General features: G+C 57.2%; 17 protein-coding genes and 1 riboswitch. Of the genes, 7 read left to right on the top strand and 10 right to left on the bottom strand.

Annotation, left to right across the window (positions count from 1 at the left end):
- Positions 1–9 precede the first annotated feature (9 nt).
- Positions 10–154, top strand: a riboswitch (FMN riboswitch).
- Positions 155–266: 112 nt separating this feature from the next.
- Positions 267–902, top strand: a complete 636-nt coding sequence (gene ribB / locus WKI41_RS03370) for a 3,4-dihydroxy-2-butanone-4-phosphate synthase (RefSeq protein ID WP_340192078.1) — start codon at positions 267–269, stop codon at positions 900–902.
- 75 nt (positions 903–977) lie between these two features.
- Here the strand turns inward: ribB and WKI41_RS03365 are convergent, their stop codons facing one another.
- The 4 genes from WKI41_RS03365 to WKI41_RS03350 form a co-directional block, all read right to left on the bottom strand.
- The gene (locus tag WKI41_RS03365) at positions 978–1,766 is read right to left on the bottom strand and encodes an SDR family oxidoreductase (protein ID WP_296105181.1); all 789 of its coding nucleotides are present in this window, start codon (positions 1,764–1,766) and stop codon (positions 978–980) included.
- 14 nt (positions 1,767–1,780) lie between these two features.
- Positions 1,781–3,259, bottom strand: coding sequence for a sugar ABC transporter ATP-binding protein (locus WKI41_RS03360; protein ID WP_296105179.1), 1,479 nt, complete (start codon positions 3,257–3,259; stop codon positions 1,781–1,783).
- Positions 3,260–3,365: 106 nt separating this feature from the next.
- A complete protein-coding gene (locus WKI41_RS03355; RefSeq protein WP_340192077.1) occupies positions 3,366–4,292 on the bottom strand; it encodes a sugar ABC transporter substrate-binding protein in 927 nt (308 codons plus the stop codon).
- A gap of 130 nt (positions 4,293–4,422) precedes the next feature.
- The gene (locus WKI41_RS03350) at positions 4,423–5,403 is read right to left on the bottom strand and encodes an ABC transporter permease (protein WP_296105176.1); all 981 of its coding nucleotides are present in this window, start codon (positions 5,401–5,403) and stop codon (positions 4,423–4,425) included.
- 232 nt (positions 5,404–5,635) lie between these two features.
- Between WKI41_RS03350 and WKI41_RS03345 the strand changes: the two genes are divergently transcribed.
- The 5 genes from WKI41_RS03345 (at position 5,636) to WKI41_RS03325 (ending at position 10,791) form a co-directional block, all read left to right on the top strand.
- Positions 5,636–6,445, top strand: a complete 810-nt coding sequence (locus tag WKI41_RS03345) for a transketolase (protein ID WP_340192076.1) — start codon at positions 5,636–5,638, stop codon at positions 6,443–6,445.
- A complete protein-coding gene (locus WKI41_RS03340; RefSeq protein WP_113325934.1) occupies positions 6,445–7,401 on the top strand; it encodes a transketolase family protein in 957 nt (318 codons plus the stop codon). Before WKI41_RS03345 ends, WKI41_RS03340 begins: the two co-directional genes overlap by 1 nt.
- Positions 7,402–7,535: 134 nt before the next feature.
- Entirely contained in the window at positions 7,536–9,005 is a 1,470-nt protein-coding gene (locus WKI41_RS03335) for an FGGY family carbohydrate kinase (protein ID WP_340192075.1), read from the top strand.
- 18 nt (positions 9,006–9,023) lie between these two features.
- A complete protein-coding gene (locus WKI41_RS03330) occupies positions 9,024–9,977 on the top strand; it encodes a sugar-binding transcriptional regulator (RefSeq protein WP_340192074.1) in 954 nt (317 codons plus the stop codon).
- 28 nt (positions 9,978–10,005) lie between these two features.
- Complete coding sequence (locus tag WKI41_RS03325; protein ID WP_340192073.1) at positions 10,006–10,791, top strand: SDR family oxidoreductase; 786 nt, start codon at positions 10,006–10,008, stop codon at positions 10,789–10,791.
- Positions 10,792–10,957: 166 nt separating this feature from the next.
- On the opposite strand, the gene WKI41_RS03320 is transcribed toward WKI41_RS03325, so the two are convergent.
- Entirely contained in the window at positions 10,958–11,569 is a 612-nt protein-coding gene (locus tag WKI41_RS03320) for a TetR/AcrR family transcriptional regulator (protein WP_340192071.1), read from the bottom strand.
- A 148-nt stretch (positions 11,570–11,717) separates the two neighbouring features.
- Here WKI41_RS03320 and WKI41_RS03315 point away from each other — a divergent pair, with 148 nt between their 5' ends.
- Positions 11,718–11,984 carry a hypothetical protein gene (locus tag WKI41_RS03315; RefSeq protein WP_113325931.1) on the top strand — a complete coding sequence of 89 codons (267 nt, stop codon included), beginning with the start codon at positions 11,718–11,720 and terminating at the stop codon, positions 11,982–11,984.
- A 47-nt stretch (positions 11,985–12,031) separates the two neighbouring features.
- On the opposite strand, the gene WKI41_RS03310 is transcribed toward WKI41_RS03315, so the two are convergent.
- From WKI41_RS03310 to WKI41_RS03290, 5 genes are all read right to left on the bottom strand, one after another.
- On the bottom strand, positions 12,032–13,810 hold the full coding sequence (locus WKI41_RS03310) for an ABC transporter transmembrane domain-containing protein (RefSeq protein WP_144622093.1): 1,779 nt from the start codon (positions 13,808–13,810) through the stop codon (positions 12,032–12,034).
- Between the two features lie 282 nt (positions 13,811–14,092).
- The gene (locus WKI41_RS03305) at positions 14,093–14,869 is read right to left on the bottom strand and encodes an efflux RND transporter periplasmic adaptor subunit (RefSeq protein WP_340192070.1); all 777 of its coding nucleotides are present in this window, start codon (positions 14,867–14,869) and stop codon (positions 14,093–14,095) included.
- A 148-nt stretch (positions 14,870–15,017) separates the two neighbouring features.
- Positions 15,018–15,731, bottom strand: a complete 714-nt coding sequence (locus tag WKI41_RS03300; RefSeq protein ID WP_340192069.1) for an ABC transporter ATP-binding protein — start codon at positions 15,729–15,731, stop codon at positions 15,018–15,020.
- A gap of 3 nt (positions 15,732–15,734) precedes the next feature.
- Positions 15,735–16,871: an ABC transporter permease gene (locus WKI41_RS03295; protein WP_340192068.1), complete on the bottom strand. Its 1,137-nt coding sequence runs from the start codon at positions 16,869–16,871 to the stop codon at positions 15,735–15,737.
- Entirely contained in the window at positions 16,868–18,277 is a 1,410-nt protein-coding gene (locus WKI41_RS03290) for a TolC family protein (protein WP_340192067.1), read from the bottom strand. The genes WKI41_RS03295 and WKI41_RS03290 overlap by 4 nt, the downstream gene beginning before the upstream one ends.
- Positions 18,278–18,409 lie beyond the last annotated feature (132 nt).

The following is an 18,409-nucleotide window of genomic DNA, read 5'->3' as shown; positions in this document are numbered from 1 at the left end:
GTATGATTGTCTTGTTCTCAGGGCGGGGCGCAATTCCCCACCGGCGGTATCGGGATTTATCCCGGAGCCCGCGAGCGCTTCCGGTCTCCGGAAGGTCAGCAGATCCGGTGCGATGCCGGAGCCGACGGTATAGTCCGGATGGAAGAGAACAAGGTAAAGAGGACCCGCATCCAGTGGGGCCTAATTACGTTGTTCGCCCAAGGGAAATTTGGCGTTTGACCAAACGCGAAAGTGCCGGAAACGGCATAACCCTTGAAAGGCAAGACATGACGATTTCTAAAATTGAAGATGCGATCGCAGCTATCTCTCGCGGTGACATGGTCATCGTGGTGGATGATGAGGATCGTGAAAACGAAGGCGATATCATCGCCGCTTCGGAGACCATCACTCCCGGCCAGATCGCATTCATGATGAACCACGCTCGTGGTCTCATCTGTGTTGCCATGGAAGGCGAGCGACTGGACGAGTTGGAGCTTCCTTTGATGGTTCCGCGCAATACGGAGTTCCACAAGACCGCTTTCACCGTATCGGTGGATTACATTCCTGGCACTACCACCGGCATCTCCGCACAGGACCGTGCCAAGACCGTGCAGGCGCTGGTCACCAAGGAGACGAAGCCGGAAGATTTTGCTCGGCCTGGACACATCTTTCCGTTGCGTGCCAATCCGAAAGGCGTTCTCGGCCGCGCCGGCCACACGGAAGCCGCCGTGGATCTCTGCCGACTCGCAGGAAAGGCACCCTCCGGCACCATCTGCGAAGTTGCCAATGACGATGGCACCATGGCTCGACTGCCGGATCTCGAGGTGTTTGCCGAACGGCACGGTCTTTTGCTCGTGACGATCAAGGATCTGGTCGAATATGTGAATGCCCGACAAGGCGAAGAGCGCAAGCAGGTTGCTTGAGGCGTGAGATCACCAATGCAAAATGCGCCCCGTTGGGCGCATTTTCATTGTGTAATCTGAATTTAAGACTGCCCGTTACCAGCAGCAGAACCCGCCATCGACCAGAAGATCGACGCCGGTCACGAAGCTTGCTGCATCAGACAGCAGGAAGATGGCCGGCCCAACCATTTCATCGACATTGGCCATGCGCTGCATCGGCGTCTGCTCTTCAAACAGTTTTGTTTGGTGGACCATTTCGGGACGCGTATTCATCGGCGTCGCCGTATAGCCGGGAGAGATCGTGTTGACGCGCAGCCCGCGTCCAACCCACTCCATCGCCATGGATTTCGACATGTGGATGACGCCCGCCTTGGAGGCGTTATAGTGGCACTGCATCAGCCCGCGATTGACGATCACACCGGACATGGACGCTATGTTGACGATCGAGCCGCGTCCGTGCTTCAGCATGGCTTGGGCCTCAGCCTGGCAGGAAAGGAAAACGCCCTTCAGGTTGATATCCATCATCGTCTGGAACTGGCTTTCGTCCATTTCCTCGGCAGGATTGGCATTAGCGATGCCTGCAGCGTTGACGGCAAGCGATAGCGCCCCGAGATCCGCCTCGGTTTTGGCTACGGCGTCTGCCAGCGCCTGCTTGCTGGTGACATCTGCGGCAATCTGAACAGACTTGCGACCGGCCTTTGCAATGAAGTCAGCCGTTTGTGCAAGGCCGTCGTCTGTGCGGCGGTCGAGCAACGCGACATCGGCGCCGGCCTGTGCCAAACCCATGGCGATGCGCTGGCCGATACCAGAACCCGCACCCGTGACGAGGGCCACCTGACCGGAAAGATCGAAAAGCTTGGGCGCGTTGAGCGTGATCGTGGACATGCAGGTTTCCTTTTTCAAATTGTCGCCAGTTCCATGACGGACACATCGTTGGCTTCGTCACGGTTGAGAATACCGGCCTGATTTCCTTGGGCAAGAACGAGGATGCGGCTGGAAACGCCGAGAACTTCCTCAAGATCGGAGCTGACCACGATCACCGCTACGCCCTGTTTCGCCAGATCGACGATGATGTCGTAAATGCCAGCGCGTGCGCCGACATCGATGCCACGGGTTGGCTCATCCAGCACGACCACGCGCGGGTTGCGCGCGAGCCACTTGGCGATAACGACCTTTTGCTGATTACCGCCGGAAAGATCCGACGCCGGCTGTTCGCCTTTGCCCTTGACGCCAAACTTCGAAATGGCGGCATTTGCGAAGCGGCGCTTGAGCCCTGGTGTGACCCAACGCGTTCCGAGCAAGTCGAGATTGGCGTAGATAATGTTTTCGCCGATTTCATGCTCGACCACCAAGCCTTGAAGCTTGCGATCCTCCGGCACCATGACGATGCCATGATCGATGGCATCCGACGGTGATTTGAGGTTGAGCGGTTTGCCATCGAGAAGAATCTGTCCCTGCGAGGTGGCATCCGCACCGGCAATTGCCCGCACCAATTCGGTCCGGCCCGCGCCGATGAGACCTGCAATACCAAGAATTTCCCCGGCACGCACATCGAAGCTAACATTGCGAAAGGCGTTGTTGACGCCTGTCAAACCTTTCACCTCAAGCACGACCTTATCGCTTGCATCGGGGAGCGTTGGAAACATGCGTTCCAGCGAACGGCCGACCATGCTCTCCACGACCGTGCGGACGGGCGTCGCACTATCGGCGAATTCGTTGACCCGTTCTCCATCACGCAAGACGACAATCCGGTCGGTGATCTGTCGGATCTCCTCCATGCGGTGAGAAATGTAGATGATGCCGACGCCTTCGGCGCGCAGCTTTCGGACCTGTTCGAACAGCGCCTGCGTTTCCGCTCCGCCAAGAGCCGCCGTCGGCTCGTCGAGGATGAGGAGCTTCGCATCCAGTGCCAGCGCCTTGGCGATCTCGATGAGCTGCTGGTTTGCGGTGGAAAGGCCTGCGACCTTGCGGGAGGCGGGAATGTGGAGATTAAGGCGGGCCAGCTGCTCCTGCGCGCGACGCACCATCTCGGCACGGTCGACCTTGCCATTTCTCATCGGCCAGCGCCCGATGAAAACATTCTCCGCAATGGAGAGCTCAGGCAGAAGCTTCAGTTCCTGGTGTATCAGCACGACGCCCTTGTCGATCGCCTCACGGGGCGAAGCAGGGGCATAGGGTTGGCCGAGCCAGGTCATAGTGCCTTGCGATGGTTCGCGCGATCCGGCGATGATGCCAGATAGGGTCGATTTACCCGCGCCGTTCTCGCCCAGGAGTGCGACGACCTCGCCGGCATAGACGTCGAGATCGACATTCTTCAAGACCTCAAGCGGACCGTAGCGTTTGCTGATGCCACGCAGCGAAAGAACCGGCTCACGCATGCTGGGGACCTCCCAAAACTTGCAATCGAGACAACCGGATGGTCGCAAAGCGCCATGTCCGGTTCAAAGAGATGGGGTGCCGCCGATAGGCGGCACCCCAGTGTAATCAAGGATGGTTGGCGATAAAGCCGTCGACATTTTCCTTGGTGGTCAGGGTCGCGTCCATCAGCTGAACTGGTGGGACCTTCTCGCCGCCGACAATCTTCACGGCCATCTCGACAGCCGTGCGGCCCATCTTCTGCGTCTGCTGGGTAGCCGTTGCATTGAAGACGCCGTTCTTCAGAGCTTCGAGGGCTGCGGTGTCGCCGTCAAAACCGCCAACAACAATCTTCTGCGATGGATTGGCGACCTTGATGGCCTGCGCTGCGCCAAGTGCCAGACCGTCAGCCTGAGCGAAGACGATGGAGACATCCGGGTTGGCCTGGAGCATGTTCTGCATGATCTGGAAGCCTTCGTCCTGGCTCCACATGTTCGACCACTGCTCAGCAACGACTTTCACATCTGGGTTCGCCTTGACGGATTCCATGCAGCCCTTGGTGCGATCCACTTCAGGCGTCGTGCCTTTCTGGCCGTGAATGATGACCATCTTGCCCTTAACGCCAGCCTGCTTGATGATGTAGTCGCAGACCGACTTTGCAGATGCGACAGAATCAGTCGCCAGGAACGTATCGCCGGGCGCACCGTCTGCATTGCGGTCAACGTTGATGACCGGCACGCCGGCCGCCTTTGCAAGCTTTACCGGAACGGTCGCGGCAGCAGCACCGGCAGGGATGTAGATCAGCGCATCGATGTTCTGGGTCAGAAGGTCCTGGATCTGGTTGACCTGCGTCGGGCCATCACCCTTGGCGTCAACTGTCACGACTGTGATGCCGCGCGTCTTGGCTTCTGCTTCCACCGACTGCTTGATCTGGTTGAAGAAGTTTGCCTGAAGATTTGCGACAGCAAGGCCGATTTTCTTAACTTCGGCAGCATTGGCGGGACCGAGTGAGAGGGCAAGTGCTGCGGACGCAAGCAGAATACGAGACAGTTTCATGTTGTTTTCCTCCGGTTTTGGTGATGGCTTTCGGGAGACTTTGCCTCCTCCCCTCGGGCCGGTTTCCTCTCCCTCCAGGAAGGGAGATGGTCTGTTGAGGGCGGAGTTGATCCCCGCCTGAACTTGAAGGTCAGCCTCTTCTACGGCGCAGGGTCTCTGCACCGACGGCCAGAACGATGACGACACCGATGATGACCTGCTGAAGGAAAGGCGAGACGTTGAGAAGGTTGAGGCCGTTGCGCAGTACGCCGATGATGAGGACGCCGATAAGCGTGCCGCCGATGCCGCCGGCGCCGCCTGAAAGGGATGTGCCGCCAATGACGACCGCTGCAATCGTATCAAGTTCGTATCCGAAGCCGCTGGACGGCTGCACGGAGTCAAGGCGCGCGGCGAGAACGATACCGGCAAGACCTGCGAGAACGGCGCAAACGACATAGACGCCGATAGTCACTAGTTGAACATTGATGCCTGCCAGGCGTGCCACTTCGGCATTGCCGCCGACGGCATAGACAGTGCGACCTTCGGCACGATAGCGCAAAAATGCCCAGGAAACGGCGACGACAACCAGCATCAGAAGCACGGTCGCGGTCAGCACGCCGAAATGCCGATCAATCGCGAGCATCATGAACCAATCAGGAAAACCAACGATCTGCTGGCCGTCGGTGATCATGTTGGCAAGACCACGCGCAACCGACATCATGGCAAGCGTGGCGATGAATGCGGGCACGCGAAACACGGTTACGAGTATGCCGACAACAAGCCCGCAAACGCCAGATGCCAGCAAAGCCAGCACGATGGCGGCTCCCATCGGCATCCCGGCCACATTTGCCGTCCATCCCATGATCATCATCGACAGGGCAAGAACCGATCCTACCGACAGATCGATGCCGCCGAGCAGAATGACGAATGTCATGCCGACAGCCATGATGCCAAGAACGGTGATTTGATCGAGGATGTTCAAGCCGTTGCGCAGCGACAGGAAATTATCGCTGGCGAAAGAGAGAAACACACATAGAAGCAGCAGACCGACGAGAGGTCCCGTGGCGCCACTCAGCCAGGCGAGCGGATTTTTGATCTGGACGTTCGCGTCCTTGCGCTCCAACACGGTCATGGCTCCTCCCACTGGTCATTCGTCAGAACTTTTAAACCGATAAGAATAAATATTCACAGTCGGCGTAAAATTCATAATTCAGTTTTTGGATGCTTGTCAATAGCGTCGATACAGGCATCCGGCTAAATGAAATTTGCGCGCCTTCTGTTTTTGCAACTTGACACTTTGGCCTCTTATGCAATTATATAGCCATCTGTATAAATATTCATGCGTGCATCTTGATGAGGAATTCATGGAGCCGAAAGAACTAGAGCGCGTAGCGCGCCAGATCCGCCTGCGCGATGTGCAAGCCGTTTTCGAAGCCGGTGCAGGTCATGTGGGTGGCGAAATGTCTGCCATCGATATCATGACGGCACTGTATTTCCGCGTCCTGCGCATTTGGCCGGATGATCCGAAGAACCCGGCGCGCGACCGCTTCGTCCTATCAAAGGGACATACGGCCTGCGCGCTTTATGTCACGCTCGCCAAGCGCGGCTTTATTCCGGAAGATGAAATCTCAACCTTCCTGCAGCCAAATTCACGCCTGAACGGCCATCCCAACTGCAATAAGGTGCCGGGCGTCGAGACCAACACTGGGCCACTTGGTCATGGCCTACCGGTCGCGGTCGGAATGGCCAAAGCTGCCAAGCTTTCTGGTGCCGATTACCACACCTATGTGATGACGGGCGACGGCGAGATGCAGGAAGGCTCCAACTGGGAAGCGATCATGGCTGGCGCCCAGTTTGGTCTCGATAATCTGACGTTGATCATCGATCACAATCGCTTCCAGCAGGGTGCGGCACTCTCTGACACCAACGATATTGCCCCGCTTCGACCCAAGCTGGAAGCATTCGGGTGGGACGTCTCTGAAATCAACGGTAACGAGATGGGTGAGGTCGTTCCCGCACTCGAACACCGTAGCGATCGCCCGCACTGCATCGTGGCCCATACCAACAAGGGTCATGGCATATCCTTCATGCAGGACAAGGTGGATTGGCACCACAAGGTGCCGAGCAAAGAACAATACGACATCGCCGTCAGAGAACTTTCGGAGGCACTATAATGAACGCGCCAGTATCTGCCCCCAAACTCTATGACTGCCGCGATGCCTTCGCCGAGACAATTGAGATGCTTGCCGCCAACGACGCGCGCGTTGTCGCCGTGTGCAATGACTCGGTCGGCTCGTCAAAGCTCGGCGGCTTCAAGGCAAAGTTTCCAGAACGTCTGATCAATGTCGGCATTGCCGAACAGAACATGGTCGGCGTCGGTGCTGGTCTTGCAAATGGCGGCCAGTTGCCCTTCGTCTGCGGCGCGTCCTGCTTCTTGACAGGCCGCGCTCTGGAGCAGATCAAGGCAGACCTTGCCTATTCCAATGCCAATGTGAAACTTGTCGGCATTTCGTCGGGCATGGCTTACGGCGAGCTTGGACCGACCCACCACTCCATCGAGGATTTTGCGTGGACGCGTGTTTTGCCGAATCTGCCGGTGATTGCGCCTTGCGATCGCATCGAAACTGCCGCCGCAGTGAAATGGGCTGCTGAGTATGCGGGCCCTTGCTTCCTGCGCCTTTCGCGTGTCGGCGTGCCGGATCTGCTGCCGGAAGGGCATGTCTTCGAACTCGGCAAAGCCAATCTCCTGCGCGACGGCACGGATTTGACTTTGATCGCGAACGGCACCTTGACCCACCGCATGGTCAAGGCCGCAGACATCCTGGCAGCACGAGGCATCAAAGCGCGCGTGTTGAACATGGCAACCGTGCGACCGATCGATGAAGCGGCGATCGTCGCGGCGGCAACACAAACAGGCGCGATCCTGACGGCGGAAGAACACTCGATCTATGGGGGGCTGGGTTCGGCCATCGCCGAAGTGGTTGTGGAGCAGGCACCGGTTCCCATGAAACGCCTCGGCGTTCCCGGTGTCTTTGCCCATACGGGCCCTGCTGAATGGCTGCTCGATGAGTTCGGGATGGCGCCACATGCAATTGCCGAAGCCGCTGAGGCGCTGATCAAGAGAAAATAAGTCTCCTCCCTGCCGCTCACGTCTCGTTAATGGCGTGGGCGGCATCCTGCCTTCACCTGCGTGGCGCTTAGATTGCCTGAAAATCCCGGCTAGTATCACGCGTCATGAATTTCCGCCGGGAAGAAAGCACAGCGATGCGCGCCATTTTGTCCGTCGATCAGGGTACGACAAACTCCAAAGCCATCCTGGTTTCGGAAGACGGAAAGATTCTTGCCAGAGGCTCGTGCCCCGTCGGTATTGCTTATCCACAGCCGGGCTGGGTGGAGCAAGACCCGAAACGCATCTGGTCTTCCGTTTTAGAGGCCATTGATATCTGCCTCAAAGCCGCGCCGGAGCCTGTTTGCGTCGAGGCTATCGCTATCTCCAATCAACGCGAATCCGTGACAGTCTGGGACGCCGAGACAGGTGAGCCACTTGGACCGGTCTTGAGTTGGCAGTGCCGCCGCACCGCGCCCACGTGCGCAGACCTCATCCAGAGTGGCCATGCCGAATGTGTCATGACGCTGACGGGCCTGCCCATCGACCCGATGTTTCCCGGCGCGAAAATGCGATGGCTGCTGGACCGCGCGCCCAAAGGCCGCAAGGTCAGGCTTGGCACGATTGATAGCTGGTTGATCAACTGCTTGACCGGCGGCCAAGTTCACGCCTGCGACGCCTCGAACGCAGCTCGCAGCCAGGCCCTTGATCTCAACCGACAGGTCTGGAGTGCTGAGCTCTGCACGCTTTTCGGCATCGATATGGATGCTCTCCCAGACGTTCGCGATAGCAGTGGAGATTTTGGGGTCACCAAAAGCGTGCCCGGCATTAAGGACGGGACGCCTATTCTGGCGGCGATCGGAGACAGCCATGCTGCACTCTTTGGCCACGGCGCATTTGATCCCGGTGACGGCAAAGTGACCTTCGGTACGGGCTCCTCAGTCATGACGACCTTGCCGCACTTCATCGCGCCGGAGCGAGGCATTACCACGACTGTTGCGTGGCGGCTTGGCGGCAAGCCCACATTCGCATTCGAGGGCAATATTCTGGTCTCCGCCTCCTCGCTACCATGGATGGTCGAGATCCTCGGGCTACCGGATGTCGCCGCACTGGTGGAACTGGCCTCGACGGCCGCTCCGGGCGGCCCTGGTTTCGTGCCCGCCTTTGTCGGCCTCGGCGCACCTTACTGGGATTCCGATTGCCGCGCCCTGTTTTCCCAGATCAATTTTTCCACAAGCCGCGCACAAATGGCGCGCGCGGTAACCGATTCCATCGCTTTTCAGGTCCACGACGTCTTCGCCGCAATGGGTGCACAGTCTCCGACAGGTTTCGGCCGTCTGTTCGTTGATGGCGGTCCGAGCCAGAGCCGCTTTCTGATGCAATGCGTGGCCGATATGCTGGATCATCCCATTATTCAGCGCGATGCGCCGGAAGCCTCTGCCCTGGGTGCCGCCTACCTCGCAGGACTTGCCCTCGGTATGTGGCCTGACCTCCAGACGGTCGCCAGCCTCAATGCCAGCGGCACAAAGATTACCCCGGTCACTTCCAACAAAAATGACAACCTCGCCACGTGGAAGGATGCCATTGCCCGCTCGACCTTGAGAATCCCGTCCGCTACAAGTGAATAAAAATTCATTGGGGGTGCCATGGGTAGGATAAACGAACTTCGTCTGATCTCGCGTGTCGCGCAGATGTATTATAGCGAGCACAAGCGCCAGGCCGAGATTGCCGAACATCTTCACTTGTCGCAGGCGACTGTTTCACGCATGTTGAAGCGCGCCGAGGCGGAAGGCATTGTGCGCACCAGCATCATCCCGCCTGTCGGAACTTTCAGTGAGCTGGAAACAAAGCTTCGAGAACGTTTCGAATTGCCCGAAGTCATCGTCGTGGATTGCAGCGAGGACCGTGACGGGGCGATCATGGCGAGGATCGGCGAAGCGGCAGCGCATTTTCTCGAAGTCACCCTTTCACAAAATGAAATCATCGGCGTGTCCAGTTGGAGCCAGACCATTTTCAAAATGGTCGAAAATATCCATCCGTTGAAAGGTGCGAAGGCCAAATACATTGTCCAGACACTTGGCGGCATGGGCGATCCATCGGTACAGACCCACGCAACGCAGATTACCACTCGCCTTGCACGGCTAACGGAAGCCGACCCGAAGCTTCTGGCTGTCCCGGGTGTAGCAAGCTCTCGCGAAGCGAAGCTCTTGATGCTGTCAGATCCTTTCGTGCGCGATACGATCGATCTCTTCGGCTCGATCACGCTTGCAATCGTCGGCGTCGGCGCAGTCGAGCCGTCAGAACTCCTTGCGCGCTCCGGCAACATATTTTCCGACAAGGAACTGGCAGACCTGTCGCAAGCGGGCGCCGTTGGCGATATTTCGCTGCGTTTCTTCGACAAGGAGGGCACTCCGGTCAAAACGCCGCTGGACGACCGGGTCATCGGATTACCCCTGGAAAACCTCGCCAATGTCGACCGTGTGATCGCGTTGGCGGGTGGGGCAAAGAAAACTGAGGCCATTGCCGGCGCTCTTAGAACCGGCGTCATCGATGTTCTAGTCACCGACAAATTCACCGCCGAACGTCTGGTCGGCTTGTAGCAAGTTCCAAGTTTCCTGAGGAGGAGAGATGAAACGTTTCGAAGGTCAGTCCGTCTTTGTCAGCGGCGGCAATAAAGGTATCGGTTACGGCATCGCTCGTCGCTTCGCTGAAGAAGGAGCAAAGGTTGCGATCGCTGCTGTAGAAAAGGACACTGCGGATATCGCAGCGAAGCTTGCCGACGAAACCGGCGCTCAAATCTTTGGCGTCACGCTTGATGTGCGTGATTCTGCAGCTGTTCGCGAGGCCTACGACGCGGCGGAGTCCGCGATTGGTGCTCTTTCCGTCTCTGTCCAAAATGCAGGCGTCATCACCATTTCCAAAGTCGAGGATCTGAGTGAGGATCAGTGGGACCTCAATATGGAGGTCAATACCAAGGGCGCGTTTCTCTGCTGCCAGGAAGCTATCCGCCGTTTTCGCCAGAGTGGAACGAGAGGCCGCCTCATCAACACCGCCTCCGGTCAGGCTCGCCAAGGCTTCATCTACACGCCACACTATGCAGCATCGAAGTTCGGTGTTGTTGGCCTTACCCAAAGCCTCGCCAAAGAGCTTGCCCCGGAAGGTATCACCGTCAACGCTATATGCCCTGGCATCATCCACACGGAAATGTGGGATTACAACGATCGCGTCTGGGGCAAAATGCTTGGGGACTATAAGCCAGGCGAACTGATGTCCGAATGGGTCGCTAACATTCCAATGCGCCGCGCCGGCACACCGGCAGAAGTAGCGGCGCTGGTGGCGTTCCTGGCCTCGGAGGATGCTGCCTATATCACGGGTCAGACCATCAACGTCGATGGCGGTCTGATCATGTCGTGATATTTCCCGCTCTCGGTTCTGATCATTTCGAAGAAAGGCCGTGCCACCGAGGGGCGGAATGTTGCCACGTGCTGGTAGTCTCGCCAATCGGGAGCAGTGATCTCAAGCATCGATCAACGGACGATCTCGGTGGTCTCGATCCTGCTTCCTCGCGATTTCGCTGAACTCAGGAGGAAGCCTTGGGAGCGATGCCGAACGAGGCCATCGCTGCTTCACACGCACGTGTGAACCGCATGGAGGGGCCTTCGTTTCCGGTTGCAAGCTTGCTGACGCGCGCGCCTTCCAAAAGCATGGCAAGCGTGTCAGCCAAAAGTTCCGGATCGCTGACACCCGTCGAACGACAAAGATCGGCAAGACGGGAATGCTGTTGCATCTTCAGGGATTCTATAACCGCGTGTGCCGGGTGACCCTGCTCTTTTAACTCCACGGCGGCATTGGCCAGATCGCATCCATAGGGCTCATTCGACAGACAGTGAGCGCGTGCTTCCACCCACGCCGCAAGCTGAGCTCTAGGGTCGCCAGGGTTCTCTGCCTCAAGATCTTCCCAAGCCTTATCGAGCGCTTGAGAACTGTGCTTGAGCGCTTCGCATACTAGATCGTCCTTGGAGCCGAAATGTCGATACAAGGTCATCTTATTTGTGGCCGCGGCCTCTGCAATGGCATCGACGCCAATCCCGCGTATCCCATGTTCGCGAAACAGTTGACAGGCCGTCGAGACAATCCTGTCGCGAGGTGGGATTTTCTCTTCCGGTAAGCGATCAGATTTGAGGGATTTCATGAGATTTAGTTTTTATCCTGAAGCACGGTTGACAGGGGTGTGACTGGTCGGTAACTATGCATTTGTTACTTACCGGTAACACCATGTGGCGAGATCGTCAAGTGACGGACCGCTTTCTGGATTTGGAACTCGTCGGAAGGAGACTGTTATGACCATTACGACAGGAGAAATGACCCTCGCTGAGATGTACAGGGATCCGATGATCCTCTCGGTAATGCGCGCTGATGGCGTTGCTCTGAGTGAGTTCAAAGAGATGATGGCCGCTGCCGCCACATCAATAAAGACGCGTCGAGAAAGCGTTTCAGATGGCAAGTTCCGGGCGACTGAAGCCGCAGCGTATGCAAGACGGCTGCAGGTTCCAAGTCTGCAGCCGTTGTTCGCTAGTTCACTGCAACAGTGCTGTGCACATTTGTAATGTCGGCGTCATTCTTGACCCGTGTGCTGAAACAGTCGTTGTAGGCGCTAGCCAATCGTCGCCAGCTTGCGGTAGCGGCCACCCGCTTTTAGCAGCTGATCGTGGGTGCCAGTTTCTACAATGCGACCTTCTTCAAGCACGACGATCTGGTCGGCGTGACGGACGGTCGACAGACGATGAGCGATCGAAACTACGGTCCGATCCCGGCTGGCCGCCAGTGCGGCGGACAATGCGTTTTCGGTTTCCGGATCAAGCGCGCTGGTCGCCTCGTCAAGTAGAAGCACCCTTGGGTTGCGAAGGATGGTGCGGGCGAGCGACAGCCTCTGCCGCTCACCGCCGGAAAACTGGTAACCGCGTTCACCTACCTCAGTGAGTATGCCCTTCGGAAGCTGTGAGACTTTTTCGCTCAACTGCGCCAACGCCAAGGCCTGTTCTATTTCATTAAAGGATGCATCGGCCTTGGCGAAGCGAAGGTTCTCTTCAATGCTGGCATTAAGCAGAAATGGATCCTGCGTAACAACACCTAGTATATGCGAGAGTGATTCAAAGCTGAAGTCCTTGAGATCGATGTCATCGAGCGTCACTCGACCGCTGTCCGGATCGTACAGGCGTGCGAGAAGATAGCCCAATGTGCTTTTTCCTGATCCAGTCGAACCAACGATGGCTGTATGCTTACCGGCGTCGATGCGTAAATTTATGCGATCAAGCGTTGGTCGGCCTGTCGCAGGGTAGGAGAAGGAGACGTTATCGAAGACGATCTCACCGCGAATACTGGTGAGATCGACAATGGCTGGCTTCGCAGGTTCGACCAGTGTGGGTTTTGTATCGAGATAACCAAAGACGCGGGTTAACAGCGCTCTAGCCTTACGCAACTCGACACGCGCTTCGAACAATTCGAGCATTGGCCACAGCAACTGCTCCTGCAGCGCAATCAGTGCGACCAACGTTCCGATCGAAACGCCGAAACCTTGAGCGAGCATCAGTCCGCCTATCAGAAAGGTCACGGCGGGCAGAATGTCGAGCGCGAACATGATGATGGCGACTTCCCACTGGCCGGCGGTATGGGATTTGAGCTCCAGACGCGCGACATCGGATGAGGTTTCGCGAAAAAGTCGAACGAGATGCCGCGCCCGACCCATTGTGCGAGCAAGGATAAAGCCTCCGGCGGAAAGGGACTCCGTGACCGTCGCAGACATATCGGCAATTCGCTCTTGCTGCTCGAAAGTCAGTCGTTCGCGCAGCGCTGCCACGCGATTGTTCAGCCATAACAGCACAGGCATGAATGCAAGCGAGGCAAGTGCAAGACGCCAGTCAAGCAGGACCATGGCGACGATAGTTGTGAGCACGACGCTCACATTCCGAGCGACATCAGTCGCTGTCGTCGTAAACAGGGATTGCAAGCCCGCAATATCGCTCGACATGCGCGACTGCACTTCTCCCGTCCGTGCTGTCGCAAAGAAGGCGAGCGATAGTGACTGAAGATGTTCATAAAGAGTGACACGGAGCTCATGCATGAGCTGCTGGCCGATGTGCGTCGATACATAAGCCTGAAGGACACCGGTGATGGCGGCGAGAACCGCAACGCCTATCAGGCCTACGCAGAGCCAGATGAGGAGTGTGGCATCGCGAGCAGGGAGCGCATTGTCGATGATGGCGCGCATCATGAAGGGAGTTGTTGCGCCTGCGATACCTGCAATTGCAATTAGCCCCAGAACAATCAGGAGGGCCCCACGGTGCGGGCGAAACAGCGCAATCACCCGCCTCCATGGGGTGTGCAACTGCGCCGACGTTTCATAGTCTGCAAAATCGTGGTCTGGCTCGCGCATGATCTTGTCCCATAGTAAAAGGATCGCCGGCACGGGGGCGCCCGTTGCCTGCGTAAAGCGTTGAATAGTTGTACGTGAGCGTGTCACGCATAACGGCAGGCGACGAACGTCAACATGCCCCAGCCGCTGCCGCCCCAGACATCACAGCTATGTTGAGGTATCGTGCAGAAAGCGTGCAGACCCAGCCGGAATGCGTGTGAGGTCTCACTGCTTGTCGTTAGTTGGGGGCGCAGCCAGGCGGGAAATAAGCGTACCGACCGCTCAACTTTCGAGGAATACAAGTCACTTATAAACGCGTATAATCACCCTTTGACCAACCCGGAAAGGAGCATCGCGACTTACCAATATGGTAGAGCTTGCGGTACGGATGTCGTTGCGTTCCCCAGGCATTCCGTTCGACTGCATCAACACCGGAGAGATACGGCTGATACGGCCTTCATATGATTGACCTGATCTGTCTTCGGCAAGGACTTCAACCGGCAGTCCCGGTTTTACGCTGTCGAGAAACTGTTCGGGAATCTCCGCCCTTATGATCTTTTGACCTTCCGGCAAGATTGTAAACATCTCTGTCGCCCCGTTTGCAGCGGCAAACTCGCCAACTTTAACGCCTTGCCGAATAATGAAGCCGTCGACGGGAGCCCTAATTGTCCTGATCTCGACTTCGCGGATCGCCATATCGCGCCGCATTTGCGAAGCCGCGAGAATGGACGCCGCGACTTTGAGTTCAGAGCCGAGGCTGTCTCGCGCCGATATCGCATCATCGAGAGCTTGGTCTGAGACAGCATTGCCGGCAGCAGCGCGTTTAACCCGATCCGCCTGGCGTGACAGGTTCTTCATCTTCATTTGCAGCAGCTTGTACTGCTCCTGCGCCTGCACCGCCTCTTCCGCGGCGATCTTGGCTGATAGTGACTCCTGTTCGGAGTCCAGTGTCGCCAGGATGTCACCCGCCTTGACCTGATCGCCTTCGTGCACCAAGAGGGACGCAACCGACCCATCTCTGGGGGAAGTGACCCTTAATAGGCCTCCGGGAATATCCACCACACCCCGTGCGGCAGCCATGATGGGTGGTCCCACAAGCTCTGGCCTGTCAGCATCTTCCTCAGCGCTCGGAGAGAGCGCGGTGAAATAGAGAAGCGCACCACCAATCAAGCCAGCGGAAATTGTTGTCACGGTGGGACGTTTAACGCGGGGTAGAAACTTCATATCCTCAAGATCCTGTGGTGCTTTTGCCGGAGACCGGACGTACATCTCTTAGCAATCGTCCGTCCTCCATCTGGAGAACCCGATCAGCCTGTTTTACCAGACGCATATCGTGAGAAACGCACAGCACGGCCGAGCCAGACTCTTTCGCGATATCCTGAAGTATCGCGACTATATTGCGACCATTTTCACTATCCAGAGCGCTTGTCGGTTCATCGGCGAACAAGATTGCGGGCCTTTTGACGATAGCTCTGGCAATCGCTACGCGCTGCTTTTCGCCGCCGGACATCTCCGCTGGTCGAAGATGGCTTTTCTTCGATAGCCCCACGCTGGCTAACGCCTCAACCGCGCGCTCGCGAGCCACCGGTGAAGGCACCGACATATAGTCCAAGGGGACTTGCACCTGCTCGACAGCGCTCAGCCCTGGAAAAAGGTTGAAGCCCTGAAAGACAAATCCGCAATTCTTCAAGCGAAACTCGTCTCGTTCTTTGTCGCTCAATGAGGAAAGCGTGAGGGTGCCAGAGCTTACCGAGCCGGCATCCGCTTTCGTCATTCCGCTGAGGATCGAAAGAAGAGTACTCTTGCCGCAGCCAGAGGGGCCGATCATCAGCGTAAACTCGCTGGCGAAAATATCCACCGAGACATCTGACAGCGCCTGCATGCGGATATTGTGGATGGTGAAAGACTTGCAAAGATGGCGTGCGCTAAGGACAGGCAGCATGGCTCACCTCAAAAGCACGGCGGGATCTGTATCCCGAAGGCGGTGTATCGCCAGTAGACAGGCGACTGCTGCAACAAGAAGCACAACCGTCGAGGCTGCGGCTACAATGCTGAATCGCAATTCGAACGGGACACGGTAGATCGCTGCCGCCAAGGCGATTGCGGCGCTCAGATTAAGGCTGATGATGAAGCCGAAGAACGCGACCCACCCGGCCTGCTCGACGACGATGATCCTCAACCGGTCGAAAGGTACCCCGAGCGCTCTCAGCGTCGCGTATTGCGGAACAGTTCCTGCTACCGCTCCCATCAAGGTCTGGCTTGTAATAACAGCACCGATCATCACGGCGATCAATGTTGCAAAGATGAAGGCGATGCCCGCGCCTGAATCAAGCAGCATATACATCGTTGTCATTGAGGCGAGCTCTTGCGCGGACCATACCTCGAAGCGACGGATATCGGTTGCACTGTTCAAACGTGCCTGAACGGCAGGGCCGTTCGCGCCTGTTTTGAGGTCGTAGAGGAAGTAAGTTGCGCCGCCGTCACTAGGGAGGCTATGATCAAGATTGCGCGCCGTTTCCTGAGACGTAACAACGTTGACACCTCCGAGGCCTCGCAGCCCATCGATATAACCGACGATGCGGACTGCACGCCCGTTAACTTCCGCGACGCCGCCCTTTTTTGTCGACAGTTTTGATGCGTCTGCAATGTCGACGAGAACGGTACCTGGTTCGTTCAATTCGTTGCGAAGCGTCTGCGGAATAATGCGCGCGAGCGCTTCGCTATTATTTGCCGTTTCGATACCGAGGACAGTGACGCTCACACCGCCACCGCCGTTGATCCCTCTCCAGTCACCGGACCCAAAAAGGACCGGCTCGACATGCGAAATTGCAGGCTGGGCGTAGAGACTTGTCGCGACGCTTGCAGGGATCGCTCGTCCAAGGTCAACGCTCTGCGTACCGGGAAAGCCTACCCAGTACGCCGCCGTGGATTGCGTGACGTAAAGGCCATTGGCGCCGACGATGCCCAGCAACAACGCACCCTGAACCGTCATCAGAACCCCTGAAAATGCAATCGCGATCGTCGCGGGCAGAAACCGGCGCCACTCGTGAAGCAACGTCTTACGAGCGATGGATATCGTCATGACCGGCTCTTTCGTTGCGGATCAGAGTTGTTCGTCGCGCCCTGGGCGGCTGAGGTCAGATGTCCTCCCGTGGCTCGCGCAAGTGCGACCAACGCTTCAGCCTCATCTTTGATCGCCTCGATCAGGAGGCGTCTGGTCTCCGCGGCGTGGATTTGGCGCGCCGCAAGAACTGATTGATCCGACAAACCCTTGCGAGCCAGAAGCTCAGCGGCGGCAACAGACTTCTTGGCAGTGGCGTACGCAGCGTTCGCACGAAGCGTTTCCTGTCGCGCAACGGAAAGGGCGCGCAAGGCGGATGAGGCTTCGCCGTGAGCGACCAGAATTGCCTGGTGGTATGCTGAAATCGCTTCTCGCATTTGCGCTCTTCTTGCCTCGACGATGTCGTGCCTCTTGCCGTAGTCGAAAATGGGTATCTGCAACGAGGGTCCGCCAATGACGCCAAAAAGAGACCCGGAAACCGGTGATCCAAACCCAATCATCCCAGAGAGGTGAAGCTTTGGATAAAGATCGGCAGTCGCTAGCCCCACGTCAGCTCCTGCCTTCAATACGTTCCATTCGGCTCGTCGAACGTCAGGTCGTTGTCGAAGCACTTCAGCGGGAACTCGTGCGACGAAAGTTCTGGTGGGAAGGGGTTGAGACGCTTTTGCAGCGAGAGCGCCATCGCCATCTGGCAAACCCTGAAGGATAGCAATCCGCTGTATTTCCCCGGCTATTGCGTTGTCGAGGACATGTTTCTGTTGTTCGATCGCTCTGCTTTCGTCAGTAGCGACCTGCGTCTCGAGACTGGTTCCTAGCCCACTCTTTGAGCGGACGGCCGCGACATTTTTAGATTTCGCGTAGGCCGAGGAGAGACCATCGAGATTGCCGCGTTGCTGTTGCAGTGCCCGCAATCGAACATAGCTGATTGCGGCCTCCGCCGTGACAGACAGCTTTGCGGCCTCGACATCTTCCGCGGCCATGTTGCCTTCCAAGGAAGCAGCTTTCTGGGTCAATTCGTTCTGACCAAAAAGAGCAATTTCCCATCCAGTCTCTAAATTGATCTGGGCGGGGCGGCGGGAGATGTCGTCAATCTTGATCTTGCCGGTCGATCCGGTTGCAGACCCTGAGAGCGCGAGATTGGGTAGGTAAGCGGAAGATGCGCTGCGCTCCATTGCCGAGGCAGCGACTCTGCGCTCACGTGCTTGGGCGAGAGTTAAATTCGATTGCTGAACGCGCGACACGATCGCGTCGAGTTGCTTGTCGTTCAGTGCTTTCCACCATTCCGGTTTCCTTGGTTCCGCAATCCACACTGCAGGGCTTTGGGGTTGCGCCGGCAATGCCGTCGGAGCGATGTCTGACAGGTTCAGCGATCCTTGATGACAGGACGAAAGAAGCAGAGCGACGAGGATCCAGTGCTGCGATTTCATCATAAAACCGCAGGCCGTGGGCGCTTGCTTGAAGGGTGCGAACTGCATCCTACTCATCTCTGAACCATGAGGCATACGAAACCCAATACAATTGCCGTCACCCCTATTTTTGGCGAAGTCGTTCTTCCGATT

Source organism: Agrobacterium larrymoorei, assembly GCF_037722385.1.
GTDB classification, from domain to species: Bacteria; Pseudomonadota; Alphaproteobacteria; order Rhizobiales; family Rhizobiaceae; genus Agrobacterium; species Agrobacterium larrymoorei_C.
This window is presented reverse-complemented; position numbering and strand designations above follow the sequence as displayed.